Source organism: Bifidobacterium jacchi (assembly GCF_009078285.1).
Classification (GTDB): Bacteria; Actinomycetota; Actinomycetes; order Actinomycetales; family Bifidobacteriaceae; genus Bifidobacterium; species Bifidobacterium jacchi.
Map to the genome: position 1 here is coordinate 48,543 of NZ_RQSP01000009.1, position 12,426 is coordinate 60,968.

Below are 12,426 nucleotides of genomic sequence, written 5' to 3' on the forward strand. Positions count from 1 at the left end.
GCCAGCCGAGCCGATCAACCGAAGCCCCAATCACAGCCCAAATCACAGCCGAGCCGACCATCAACCCAATCAGTCACCGACCCAAATCAGTCACCGACCCGATAGTCCACAAACACGACCTCGCCGCTGTTCTGCGTCGCATCGAGATCGACCGTGCCGGTGATCGCCCAGTCGTGATCGCCGTCCGAATCGTCGATGATCTGACGCACCCGCCACACATGCTCGCTCTTCTCCCGCGAGTCGTCCAGCACGAACAGCTCGCCGGAGCGCGCCGCCGCATCGATGCCCACGTATTCATGCGCCTCATAGTAGGCGTCAAGCACATCCTCCCACTCGTGCACGCCGTATCCCCAGTCCTTGTCGAGCGCGCCGAGCTCCTGCGGTCGGTCGAGATCCATGAGCATGACGCGCCGCCACATGGCGTTGCGAATCAGCACGATCAGCCCGCGCCGATCCTCGACCACCTCGTCGCGACCGCCGGGAGCGGCCAGATTCGCCGCGGATTCGGCCGCCGCATCGGATTCGGTGCCGGCGTGCTCCCATTCGTCCACCAGACTCGAATCGATCGACCGCACGACCACGCGCAGCCACGAGATGATGTCGCGAAGCCGCTCGTCGCGCTTCTCGGCGGGCACCGTGCGGGCGAGCGCACGGTAGGCGTCCGACAGGTAGCGCAGCAGCGTGCCCTCGGAGCGGGCGATGTTGTACCGCGCGATGTATCCGGTGAAGTCGGAGGCCGTCTCCACCATGTCGCGCACCACCGACTTGGGGCTCAGCCAGTAGTCGTTCGCCCACGGCACGTCGCGGCGATACTGGTCGAACGCGGCGTCGAGCATGTCCTCCAGCGGCTTGGGATAGGTGATCTCCTGCAGCTTGTCCATGCGCTCGTTGTAGTCGAGTCCGTCGGCCTTCATGTCGGCCATCGCCTTGTCGCGCGCGGCCCGCTCCTGGGCGCGCAGCACCTGCTTGGGATCGTCGAGCGTCGCCTCGGCCATCGAGATCACGTCCAGCGCGTACGTGTCGGATTGCGGGTCGAGCAGCTCCAACGCGGCCAGCAGGAACGGCGAGAGCGGCTGGTCGAGGGCGAAGTCGTCGGGAATGTCCACGTCGAGGAAATAGTCGTCGCCGCCATCGTCGCGCGGTTCGGATTCGATGACGTGCGTGTCGAACAGCGTGGTGAAGATCTCGTCGGCGCGCTGGTGCAGCCGCTCCTTCTGATCTGGGGTCTGCGCCGAATCGTCGATGAGATCGTCGATGCGCCGACGCGCGTCGCCGCCCTGCGCGACCTCGTTGAGCACCATCGAATGGGTGATCTTCAGATGCGGCACCAGCGTTTCAGGAGGCGCGTCGATGAGCCGGTCGAACGTGGACTGGTTCCATGTGACGAAACCCTCCGGCGGCTTCTTGCGCTTGACTTTCTTGAGTTTCTTCGGATCGTTGCCGGCCTTGGCCACCGCCTTCTGGTTCTCGATCTCGTATTCGGGCGCCTCGGCGATCACCAGCCCTTCGGTGTCGAATCCCATGCGACCGGCGCGTCCTGCGATCTGGTGGAATTCGCGCGCGCGCAGGCGGCGCATATGCGTGCCGTCGAACTTGGTCAGCGCGGTGAGCACCACCGAGTGGATCGGCACGTTGATGCCCACGCCAAGCGTGTCGGTGCCGCAGATCACCGGCAGCAGGCCCTGCTGGGCGAGCTGTTCGACCAGGCGTCGGTAGCGCGGCAGCATGCCGGCATGATGGATGCCGACGCCGGTGCGCAGCAGTCGCTGCAGGATCTTGCCGAACGCGGTGGTGAATTTGACGCCCTTGATCGCGTCGGCGATGGCGGCGCGCTGCTCCTTGCTGGACACGCCGGTGGAGGCGAGCGCCTGCGCGGTCTCAAGAGCGGCGTCCTGCGAGAAGTGGACCACGTAGATCGGGGTCGATCCCTCCTTGAACGCGCTTTCGACGGTCTTCTCCAGTGGATCGAGCGTGTATTCGTAGGTGAGGGGCACCGGGCGCGGCGCGTCGGCGATCACGTCCACGTCGGGCGTGTCGCTCAGATCGGCGAGTTTGTCGGCGATCGCGTCGACGTTGCCGAGCGTGGCGCTCATCAGCAGGAACTGGGTGCGTGGCAGCGTCAGCAGCGGCACCTGCCATGCCCAGCCGCGCTCGGAATCGCCGTAGTAGTGGAACTCGTCCATCGCGACGCAGCCGACGTCGGCGTGCCGCCCTTCTCGAAGCGCCTGGTTGGCGAGGATCTCGGCGGTGCAGCAGATGATCGGCGCGTCGGCGTTGATGCGCGTGTCGCCGGTGATCATGCCCACGTTGTCGCGGCCGAACACATCGACCAGATCGAAGAACTTCTCGGAGACGAGCGCCTTGATCGGCGCGGTGTAGTAGGAGCGCCGACCGGTGCACAGCGCGGCGAAATGCATGCCGAGCGCCACCATCGATTTGCCGGAGCCGGTGGGGGTGCTCAGGATCACATGGTCGCCGGCGAGCAGGTCCATGATGGCCTCCTCCTGATGAGGCCACGGCTCGATGCGCTTGACGTCGGCCACCCAGCCGAAGAACCGCTCGTAGATCTCGTCGGAATCAAGGTTGCGCGCGCCGTCGTCGCCGCCGTCCCAACTCGGTGCCAGCCGGCCGAGGGAGCCATAGTTATCCGTGCGAGCCGTCGGCGCGCCGGAGGTCCCGGCTGCCGTCTCATCCTTCATCTCGTCTGCCATGTCTCACGAGTGTAGCCGCAGGCTCGCCCCGGACGCTCGGCCGCGCTGTCGACCGACACGACCTTCATGCCTGGCTCGTCGTCGCATGGCATCGGCTGGTCTTCCGTAATTGCATCCGGATTGACTGACCCACACGACGGACATGCCCGGCCCATGTTCCCATCCTTTCCCATGTCCGCGGCGCATCCACGATGGGACGCGCCGCGGACATGGGAAATACCGCCCCTCAGCGGCCCTCGCGCTCGGCCTCGGCCAGCTCGGCTCGCAGTTCGTCGATCTTCTTCCTGCGCTCCTTGGGAATCTGCACCGCCATGTAGACCGCGCCGATGACGACGAACACGACGAACGCCCACAGCGGCTTGAAGATGATGTGCGTGGCCTGCGTGATCAGCCACGCGACCACGGGCGCGCCCACAGCCACCGCGATCAGTATGAGCATATCCATCGGGGTGCTGGCGCTTTCGAGATTACGCAGTTCGCTGCGGATCTGTTCGGAACTGCGGGGTGTGGCCGCAGCGCCATTGGCGTTGCTGATATTGTTGGAATCGGACATGTTGTTCTCCTTGTCTGTCACTTGCTATTGGTTACTTGCTATTGATCACTTGCTGCCGGTCACTCGCCGACGGCATCCCAGTCGATGGCGTTCTCGATGCGCTGGTCCATGTTCTTCGTCGCGCCGCTGCCCCAGCCGATTCCGCAATAGGTATCCACCTGCCCCATGACGCTGATGGTTCCTGATTCGCTGCTGGACCAGTCGTATCCATGCGCGCTGATCATGCGCATAATGGCGCTGGCTTGACCGCCGCTGTCCTTCTGGCCGTATTCCTCGCAGGTCATGGTGAAGCTGCCGCAGCCGCTCAACGTGGCCGCGCACACCATGGCGGCGATGACCGCCGCCACCGCACGTGCGATCCTCTTCGTTCTTCCCATTGTCTTCTCCTTGTCGAATTCTCCGGTGCCATGCGATGGCATGGCACGCACGCCCTTTGCCATGCGCGCCATGAATATGTCGCATGTCGAACCATTCCGGATATGAAAACAAAACATGAAGCGGCAACGTCAACCACCGCATCATCACGGAGGGGCGAATGCCCGAAAACCGCCATGCCGTACCGGAGATTCCGGAACGAATGGCTTCGCCTCCCCACCCTACACCTTGAAGGACCCAAAGCGTGCTTCAAGTTCAGGCGATGGGTTCAGCCCNNNCCCCCAGAGAATTCCCAGACAAATGTCGCGCATGTGGTACGATAACGCATGTTCAGGGCAATCGCCCTCTCCTTCTTCTTGTTCAATCGCCGACACATTTTCAGTTTTTCGCATCCGAATGCGCCCGTTTCGCGTCATATTCCGCCGTCGGAAATAGACGAACAGCGCACGACGGTTTCGTGCGCTGAGGAAGGATCGAACGATGCTGGCACTGCCCTCACCCCATCCGCAATGGGTGACCGACGGCGAGGATGCGCGAAGACTGGCGGATTATGTGCTGTCCTACGAACGCACGAAACCATTGCTGATCATCACCTGCCGCAACGACACCGGCAAACCGGGCATCGACCCGGACATCGTCGCCGCACTCACCGGTGACACGCTCGACATCGCCGTGTGCGGCCCGGACGCCGCCGTCGACGACGCGTTCAACGCACGGGTCAATGGCATCCCCGATGCCGGCGACATCAGAACAGCGCCAAACACCGCCGCATCATACGGCGTCTACAACGGCGCGATACGGCTGTACCCCGCGCACAGCGGATTGTCGCCGCACCCCGGCGCACACGACGCGGCCGCGGAGGCACCACTGTATTATGCGGACACGCACGCGCAACGTGAGCACATGCTCGAGGACCTCACCGCACGCCTTGTCAACGCGGGGCTGCTGCGCCGCACACCAAGGTCGGACGCGATCAGCCACGCCGCCGCACGCCTCGACGAACGCGACCGCCGGGCCAATGACATCCCCGAAACGGAGAACCGCAATCCGGCGCATGTGATCCAATCCGCCGATCAGGTGCGCGAGCTCACCGACCTGCTGCGATCCTCCGGGCGGATGATGCCGATCGTGGTGGTCGCGCAATCAGTGGACAGCACGCAGCCGTTTGTGGATACCGACCTCATCTCGAACACACTGCACGATCTCGCGCTCGTCGCCGTGCTGCACAGCGACGAGGCGGTGGCCGAATTCAAACGACGCATGCCTCGTCCCTCCTGGGTGTTCGGCAACGCCGGACGCGTGTTCCCCACCGGCACCGCATGGGACCGTCCGGATACGCCGCCGCGCCTGTTCCTGCCGAACAAGCATGTCTCGCGCATGCTGCTGACGAACCTCATGATGAAGGACGCCCTCATCAACGTCGCGGACACGCTGCGCGAGCTGAGCGCGATGCGATAGGACCATGCCCGGCCCGCAAGCGACGATCAAGCGATATGGGACGTCATTGCCAAGGCGTTGCCCAATGCACCCATAGGCAACCCGGGCCCGCGAGATTTCACGCCAACGGTGATATAGTGAAATCGTTTCCAGGCAATCGCCTTCCCCCATCTTCCATACCATTCCATTCCGAGCATGCCGTCCGACGAATCGCGTCGGGGTGGACCACGCGTCTAGGCAGAGAAGGAAGGACATCCATGGAAATACTCGTCTTCGTTGGCGTGATCGCCGTCGCGGTCATCTGGACATGGCTGGAGCGAAAAGCGAACAGCGCCATAAACCGCCATGTGTTCAGCCGCCGCGAGTACAGGGAGCAGGAGGCGCTGACCGACCATACCTTCACCTATCCATGCCAAGCCGATTGGAGCGTCATCCGACCGCTGCTGGATGATTCGCCGCTCGGCGACAATCTGGAGATAACGAAGGACCTTGACGGGGCCATACAATGGCGGTACAGCGCATTCCATCTGCAGACCAGAAGCAACGGCGAGTTCATGGCGTTCTTCGGCATCGACCCCGAGAATCACCAGGCGGAGTTCGGGTTCATCAACTGGACCACCGCCGATGGCGTGGTGCGCCATGTCGACCAGATGAAGCAGCTCAAGACATGGGTCCAGGACGTCATCGAACAGGCGAACCGCATCGCCGTCGCGAACCATCCGGAACCAACCACACAGGCACCGGCACCCGAGACCGCCGCACCGGCGAGGCCGAGGATACACGTGTCGGTGGCCGGCGCAGCTCCCACGCCGGCCACGCCCGTCGCACCGGTGTCTGCCACGGCCAAGGCAATCCCTCCGGTGCCTCAGCCGACCGGGCCCGTTCCCCAGACCGCGCCGGCACCGGCACCCGCCCAACGTGAATTCAAATTCTGCACCCAATGCGGCGCACGGCTGAAAAGGGACATGACCTTCTGCACGCAATGCGGCCATGTCTGCCAACCGACGGACACGGCACGCCGTTAGACATCTCCCGGCACAAGTTTTTCATATCCGGATTGCGACGTCATCCGACATATCCGAGTCGACCGGCGAAGAAGAGACGCCGATCCTACTCATCCAGCACAAAGGCATGGCAACAAAGGAGCCCACAATGAGCGCATACTACAACGGATCGAACAACCCGTCAGGACCAAGCAACCGGAAGACCGGCGAGCAATACTTATGGGCGTCGTTCCTACCCTACACCGTCGAATTCCGAGGCGACCAGTGGTGCACTTGGACAATCATCGCCCTGTGGAGCGCTGTCGCCTACGGGGTGTTCAACGCGTTCGCGGGAGCCATCATGACATTCGACAACATGGGGCTCATCATCTTCCTCGTCTTCCTGCTCTCCGTCGTCATATGCGGATCGGCCGCACTGGCGACGTTCCAGCTGTACAAATCCCGCAGCGAGGCATACCATTCCGGACTGGATCCCAAGACCGCCGCTCCGCGCGGTTGGGTGCTGTCGATCATTCTCACTCTGATCGGAGCGCTCAGCGTCCTCACCTGGGGTGCCGCCGTACTGACCATGATGGGCTGAGACAAGCCCATCATCGGCACGAACAATCGACCGTCCACCGTCACGGGAGGATTCCGCAACGGAAACGCACCGCGAGTGGTTCCCATATATGGCGGATTCTTGTTCGGGGCATTCGCCCCCGCCTTCTGATTCATCATTCATCGTCGAAACATCCGGTCCTGTCGCGTCCAAGGGTCGAATGGAAGAAACCATCGCATGTATTCTCAACGAAGGGGTCATCATGAGCAACAGCACCAACGGCCAGCCCGTGCGGGGCGTCAGCACCATCCGTGCGGAGCTGAACGAGGCGAGGAACGACAACACATACAAGATGGCATTCAAAACGCTCGGCGTGGCCGTCGTCTGCACGCTGCTGTCGTACGCCGGATACCAATTTCTGGACACGATCTACGTGTGGCTGTGGGTCGCCACCGGCATCGCCTGGCTCATCGGCATCGGCATGCTTGTCTTCAGCAAAAGCATAGAGGACGACCGGCACAGGAAGATCGCCGCGCTCGAGGAGGAGCTCGCCAAGGCGCAGGCTGCAAGCGTCTACCAGTCGAAGGCCGTTGCCACGACCCATGGCACGGAGGCACCGACCGCACCGGCGAGACCGAAGATGCAGTTTTCAGTGGGCGGCGCGACTTCTGTGCCAACTCCTGTGCCAACTCCCGCACCGGCTTCCACATTGATACCCGCACCGGCCAAGCCTGCGCCGATCGTATCCGTGCCACCCACCCCACCATCAGCACCTGTCGCCACAGCACCGTCCGTCAGCACCGCCACAGCGATGCCTTCGCCGACCACAACCACGCAACCGCGCTTCTGCAACCATTGCGGCAAGCCTGCCGAGGGACCGTCACGATTCTGCGGATACTGCGGGCAGCTGCTCTGACGGCACCCGTCGCGCCGAGAACCACATTCCAACGATCACCACGTCGTGCGGGACCCGCTGACCGAAACGATCCCCACCCACGCTAGGACCTCGACTGAGATTCGCCGCCTTACTCGGCCAATCCGAGCTTCCTCGCCCGATCCAGCCTCTCCTGAACCTGTCGGCGCAACGCGTCGCCCTCGTATTCACCGGCGTCCGGCGCATCGACGGTGAAGATCACCCAGTCGCGGGTGGCGGCGACCACATGGCTCCCGTCCGACGCATACACGACGGCGCGAACCTCACCCGGCACCTCGCGCACGACCGGACCGGGCTGCATGTCGTAGCGGGAGAACATAACCGACCCGTCGGACAGACCCGCGGCGAACGAGGAGCCGTCCGGCGCGGCGGCGGCCGCCCTCGACTGGTGGCTACCGGACAGCCCCGCAAGGTCGGTCATACCCATGTGCATCGTCCATGGCCCGTCGTCACGGAGCGCCTTGGTGACGCCGCCCGCGCCGCCGTCCCCCTCCTCCGACCGTGATAGGTCGCGCGAGCAGGCCTGCGCAGTGGTGCCGTCGCCCACGAACAGCGCCTTGCTTCCCGAGACGGCCACGGCCCGCGCCGTGCCACCCAGGCAATATCCGAGGCCGCCGGCGTCCGAGGAGGCGGCACCGGGATAGGTGAACGAATCGGCCCCCGCCTCCACCACCGCGAGCGCCCCGCCGTCGAACCCGACGAACAGCCGGCCCTGCGCGTCCGCACGCGCCGCGGTCACGGTCGCGCCGGATTTGTCGACGATTGCCCTGTCCGGGTCGCCATCGTCCACGTCGATGACGTCGATCTGCGAACCGCAGGCGAGCGCGACCTGCCCGCCGCCCGGCAACACGGCCACCGGGGTCGGCGCGCATCCATCGGGGACGGCAATCTGCGTCGTGTTCCCGCCTGCGGACAGGTCGTCGGAGCCCCATGCGATCCGGTACAGCGCGGTCGCGCCGTCCCGCGTGCCACTCACATAGACGGTGTCCGTGGCATCCGGTGCCGCGGCGATGGCGACGCCCACATCGAGCGGCACGCGCAAGGCGCTGGAGACGATGCGCCCCTGTGCCGTGTCGACCACGGTGAGGCGTCCGTCACGCGCCAGAAGCACGGCGTGGGTGCCGGCGCCACTCGGTCCGCCCGTCACGCCGCCCAGCGCTGTACCGTCCATGAACCATGATCCGGTGTTCCTGACGATGGTCGCCCTCCCCCGCACCTTCCACACGGTGGCTGTGCCGTCGGATGAGCGCACGGCGAGCGTCGATCCATCATTGTCCCACGCCATCGCCACGACTTTGGTGAAATCCACGCCAACGAGAGTCATCATCGTGCCCGACCGCGCCGCGTCGAGAATCCGGATGCCGTCGTCAGCGAGCGCGGCGACGGTCAGCCCGTCCGGAGAGGCGGCATATCCGCGCGCCTTCGCGCTGGGCATGCCCGTGCCGGCGAGCGCACCGGGCACGGTCGCGTCGAGCTTGCCATCCAACGAGTACGCCGCGAACCGTGGGTCCGTGGCATCGCCGTGGTCGTCGGGCACGTGGATGCCGAGGACGGTGCGCATCTTGGTCACGTACATGGTGCCGCGCATCGTGGCCTCGTCGTGCGGATCGTCGAGCACGGTCTCCATCGCCTTGTACGGGTCGTCCTGCAGGGCGGCGCGCAGCTCGTTCCATTGCCGCGAGTCGGTGGCCCATTCGGCGTCGGTCCGTTGAATCTGACGCATGCGGGTCGCGAACGTCACGCCGGACAGGCCGGCGCAGACGAGGGCGACCGTGGCGAGGACGGCGAAGACGCGCATGATGGCGCGGTGGCGCGCGGATTGGCGCAGATATCGTACGGCGACGGGCGTGAGCGGATGGGCCGGGCGATTGTCCCGGCTGCCGTCAATCCGGTCGCCGCGCGTGCCGAACGCGCGACGGTATGAGCGCAGCGCGCGGCCACGGGCCAGGTCGCGCGAGCGGCTTCCGTGGTTCGCCCAATCGCCGGCAGCGGTCTCCAGTTCGGCGGCGAGACGGTCCGTGGGCGAGACGGCGGCCCATGCGGCGCCGATGACGGCAGCGGCGCGCGTCAGGTCGAACCGTGCCGCGTCGACGGGCACGCGCGCTTGCGGACGATGGTAGTAGCGGGCCCAGTCCTCTTCGTCGCGGCACGCCTTGGAGCCGTTCCACAGCGGGGAGACGCACATGACGACCAAATCCGCGCCGCGGATCGCGTCGGCGACCTGACGTTTCCATGAGACGCCCGCGGGCATGCTCGCCGTGTCCCGCCATACGGCGATGCCGGAGCGTTCGAGCCAGTCGATGATCCGGTCGGCCGCAGCCGACTCCTTGCGCGAATACGAGACGAACACGTATCCCATGGTCCTGCCTTCCCCTGCTTGCCCGCACGCTTCCCTGCACATGCGTCCTTTATGCGCCAGCCTTGTTGTCACTCGTCGTCTCCGACGCGACGGGCGCACTCGTGCACTCAACCAGTCCATGGCGTTTCGCGAACGGGCCGCCGAACACGGTCATGCTGGAGCTCGGCCAGCATGCGGGCATGCGCGCGACCGCGGCGGCCGTCGCACCCGTGAGCGTGGCGGTGCCGTGCAACGACCATGGCGTCCACCAGCCGGACGCGGTGTGCGCGACGAACGTGGAAAGGTCCTCGCTCCATCCCAGCCGGTCGACGGTGTCCCCATCGGGCGCGGACCACCGGCGCACCTGTGTCAGCGTCGGCTGCGCGCCGTCGACTGCGACGATGTCCCACGCGAACACGTTGCCGGAGGTGGTGCCGACGGCGACCGCGTCGCCCTGTGACGTGAGGGCGGCCACTGCAATCGCACCGTCCTGCGCCGGAATCGTCGCGTTCGCCGTACCGGACGGCGTGGTCACGGTGACCATCAGGCCGTCGACGGACGCATCCACCGTGCCGTCCGCACCGGCGTGCGGCGTGACCGTGTTGGAAACAGAGGCCCGCCCGGGTTGTGCGGACGCGGGCGTGAGGTTTTCCACCGATTGGATGGTGGAGACCAGGCCGTTGCCGCAGGCGAGCAGTCCGTTGCGGGAGAATTCCGGGTAGATCACGGCGGTGGTCGCGCCGCATACGACATCCAGATCGGTCCCCGTGCCAAGGTCGATGAGGCGCACGCCATCCTGGCTGGTGCTCACTGCCGCGACACGCCCGTCCGCCGCCACGGCGAGTCCGAGGGGCGCGTCACGTGTGGCGGCGCCGACCGGGGCGAGTACGTCCGCCATGCCGCCATGCCGGGCGACGAGCAGGCGTCCGGCGTCGACGACGAGGATGGTGCCATCCGCGCCGATCGCGCCATAGACGAATTCGCCGTCTCCGTCCGGCAGCTTGAGACCTCCGATCGCGGCATCCATCCTCTCCCCGATGACATGCACGGTGCCGCCGTCGCGCACCAAGGCGCGCAGGCCGTCATCGGTACGTCCCACGTCGAGCACCTCTCCGGTCACCTTGGATGCGCGCAGGCCGTCGTCCCTGTCCCACATGGCCACATGGTCGCCCTCGTCGATCATGATGCGCGAGGCGTCGGCGGCCATGGCGACGCGCGACTGCACGGGCGTACCCGCATCGATGACGTTCGTCGAACCGTTCCCAAGATCGACGAGCGCAAGGCCGCCATCGCCGGTCACCGCGGCCGTGTTCCCGTCTGCGGAGATGGAGAAATCGTAGCTTCCCTGCGACACGTGCCACGCCTTGAGCGGCTTCGCCGTGGCCACGTCCCATATGCGCAGCACGCCGCCGGATGCCTGTGTGACGAAGCGCCGTCCGTCGTCGCTGAACAGCCCCGAGCCCGTGTAGTCGTTCTGCGCGGCGTTCTCGACGCCTATGTCCGCCACGGTCCATTCGTGCGACAGGCCGTCGCGTATCGTCTCCAACGCGGCCGTCTCGTCGACGCCGCCCGCCTCGGCGGCCTGGATTGTGCGGAACGTGGTGAACTCGGGGGCGGAGTCCATCTGGAAGCGGGAGACCGACTGCATGGAGGCGATGTAGCGCCGGTTGGCCCAACGGGTGAACAGGATGGTGCCGGCCACGAACGCGGCGACCAGCACCACCGCCACGGCGACGCGCACGTTCGACCAGATCCTCCTACGGCGCGCGGCCGCCGCGTAGGAGACGGACCGCGCCACATACTCGCGTATCTCCTCGGTGGGACGTGCGAACGGGTCCAACGCCATGCGTTCGACAAGCCGCGCGGATTCCCCGGCGCGATGCGGATCCTGGGTGAGGAAGTCGTTTCCCCCTCCGTTGCGCGACCAGCGTTCGGCGTTGGCGCGCAACGCGTTGAAGTCGTCATAGGAGGCGACGTTCAGACGGAACAGGTCGTTCCATCGCGCCACGCGCGCGGGCCCCGGCGGCATCGAGAAGTCGGCGCAATTGTATTTGTCGACGTCGGGCCCCGCCCATTCGGGGCGCATCGCGTCGACGCGCACCGGCACCACGGTGCGGGCGGCCCGGGCGACCGCGTTGATATGGTCGACGAACGCCGCGCTGCGCACGGCGGGAGTGCTCAGGACGATGACGACCATGTCGAACCGGGCGGCTTCCGCGGGTGCGATGGCCGGAGCGAAAGCGGGCACGACCATGTCCATCGTGATGCCCTTGCGCTGCGATACGGCCGCCGCGGCAGCCTCCCGCGCCGCCGCCGCATCGTTCCCATGCGCCACGATCATCACGGTCTTAGGCATCGTGGCCTCCTCGAAACATGGAGCATGGGCAAAAGCGGAACATGGAAAAGGAAAGGGCGAACGCCCGGAACTGCATGCCATCATACGGCGCTCCCCCTACATCCGCCCGTTGCCCGGCCCCCCAAGCGACGGCCGCGCATGCAAGCATTGCGAAGGCATGGCGAAACCCCATCCGCCACC

9 protein-coding genes are annotated in these 12,426 nt (G+C 65.7%); 4 read left to right on the top strand and 5 right to left on the bottom strand.

The window, feature by feature from the left end:
* Window positions 1-86 precede the first annotated feature (86 nt).
* The 3 genes from EHS19_RS04060 to EHS19_RS04070 all read right to left on the bottom strand — a co-directional run bounded on the left by EHS19_RS04060 (window position 87) and on the right by EHS19_RS04070 (window position 3,641).
* Window positions 87-2,699 (bottom strand): DEAD/DEAH box helicase, encoded by a 2,613-nt coding sequence (locus tag EHS19_RS04060; protein ID WP_151916533.1) that lies wholly within the window; start codon window positions 2,697-2,699, stop codon window positions 87-89.
* A 238-nt stretch (window positions 2,700-2,937) separates the two neighbouring features.
* Window positions 2,938-3,264, bottom strand: a complete 327-nt coding sequence (locus EHS19_RS04065; RefSeq protein WP_151916509.1) for a hypothetical protein — start codon at window positions 3,262-3,264, stop codon at window positions 2,938-2,940.
* Between the two features lie 59 nt (window positions 3,265-3,323).
* Complete coding sequence (locus tag EHS19_RS04070) at window positions 3,324-3,641, bottom strand: hypothetical protein (RefSeq protein ID WP_151916510.1); 318 nt, start codon at window positions 3,639-3,641, stop codon at window positions 3,324-3,326.
* A gap of 478 nt (window positions 3,642-4,119) precedes the next feature.
* Between EHS19_RS04070 and EHS19_RS04075 the strand changes: the two genes are divergently transcribed.
* The 4 genes from EHS19_RS04075 to EHS19_RS04090 all read left to right on the top strand — a co-directional run bounded on the left by EHS19_RS04075 (window position 4,120) and on the right by EHS19_RS04090 (window position 7,534).
* Window positions 4,120-5,097, top strand: a complete 978-nt coding sequence (locus EHS19_RS04075) for a hypothetical protein (RefSeq protein WP_151916511.1) — start codon at window positions 4,120-4,122, stop codon at window positions 5,095-5,097.
* Between the two features lie 236 nt (window positions 5,098-5,333).
* Window positions 5,334-6,101: a zinc ribbon domain-containing protein gene (locus EHS19_RS04080; protein WP_151916512.1), complete on the top strand. Its 768-nt coding sequence runs from the start codon at window positions 5,334-5,336 to the stop codon at window positions 6,099-6,101.
* Window positions 6,102-6,228: 127 nt separating this feature from the next.
* Window positions 6,229-6,660: a hypothetical protein gene (locus EHS19_RS04085; RefSeq protein ID WP_151916513.1), complete on the top strand. Its 432-nt coding sequence runs from the start codon at window positions 6,229-6,231 to the stop codon at window positions 6,658-6,660.
* Window positions 6,661-6,880: 220 nt separating this feature from the next.
* On the top strand, window positions 6,881-7,534 hold the full coding sequence (locus EHS19_RS04090; RefSeq protein ID WP_151916514.1) for a zinc ribbon domain-containing protein: 654 nt from the start codon (window positions 6,881-6,883) through the stop codon (window positions 7,532-7,534).
* Between the two features lie 109 nt (window positions 7,535-7,643).
* Here the strand turns inward: EHS19_RS04090 and EHS19_RS04095 are convergent, their stop codons facing one another.
* Both EHS19_RS04095 and EHS19_RS04100 read right to left on the bottom strand, forming a co-directional pair.
* Window positions 7,644-9,911, bottom strand: coding sequence for a toll/interleukin-1 receptor domain-containing protein (locus EHS19_RS04095; protein WP_175578290.1), 2,268 nt, complete (start codon window positions 9,909-9,911; stop codon window positions 7,644-7,646).
* Between the two features lie 49 nt (window positions 9,912-9,960).
* The gene (locus tag EHS19_RS04100; protein WP_151916516.1) at window positions 9,961-12,246 is read right to left on the bottom strand and encodes a WD40 repeat domain-containing protein; all 2,286 of its coding nucleotides are present in this window, start codon (window positions 12,244-12,246) and stop codon (window positions 9,961-9,963) included.
* Window positions 12,247-12,426 lie beyond the last annotated feature (180 nt).

What these genes read in the sequence shown, in the direction of transcription:
- EHS19_RS04060 (WP_151916533.1), bottom strand. Translation starts at nt 2,699, where the DNA reads ATGAAGGATGAGACGGCAGCCGGGACCTCCGGCGCGCCGACGGCTCGC.
- EHS19_RS04065 (WP_151916509.1), bottom strand. Translation starts at nt 3,264, where the DNA reads ATGTCCGATTCCAACAATATCAGCAACGCCAATGGCGCTGCGGCCACA.
- EHS19_RS04070 (WP_151916510.1), bottom strand. Translation starts at nt 3,641, where the DNA reads ATGGGAAGAACGAAGAGGATCGCACGTGCGGTGGCGGCGGTCATCGCC.
- EHS19_RS04075 (WP_151916511.1), top strand. Translation starts at nt 4,120, where the DNA reads ATGCTGGCACTGCCCTCACCCCATCCGCAATGGGTGACCGACGGCGAG.
- EHS19_RS04080 (WP_151916512.1), top strand. Translation starts at nt 5,334, where the DNA reads ATGGAAATACTCGTCTTCGTTGGCGTGATCGCCGTCGCGGTCATCTGG.
- EHS19_RS04085 (WP_151916513.1), top strand. Translation starts at nt 6,229, where the DNA reads ATGAGCGCATACTACAACGGATCGAACAACCCGTCAGGACCAAGCAAC.
- EHS19_RS04090 (WP_151916514.1), top strand. Translation starts at nt 6,881, where the DNA reads ATGAGCAACAGCACCAACGGCCAGCCCGTGCGGGGCGTCAGCACCATC.
- EHS19_RS04095 (WP_175578290.1), bottom strand. Translation starts at nt 9,911, where the DNA reads ATGGGATACGTGTTCGTCTCGTATTCGCGCAAGGAGTCGGCTGCGGCC.
- EHS19_RS04100 (WP_151916516.1), bottom strand. Translation starts at nt 12,246, where the DNA reads ATGCCTAAGACCGTGATGATCGTGGCGCATGGGAACGATGCGGCGGCG.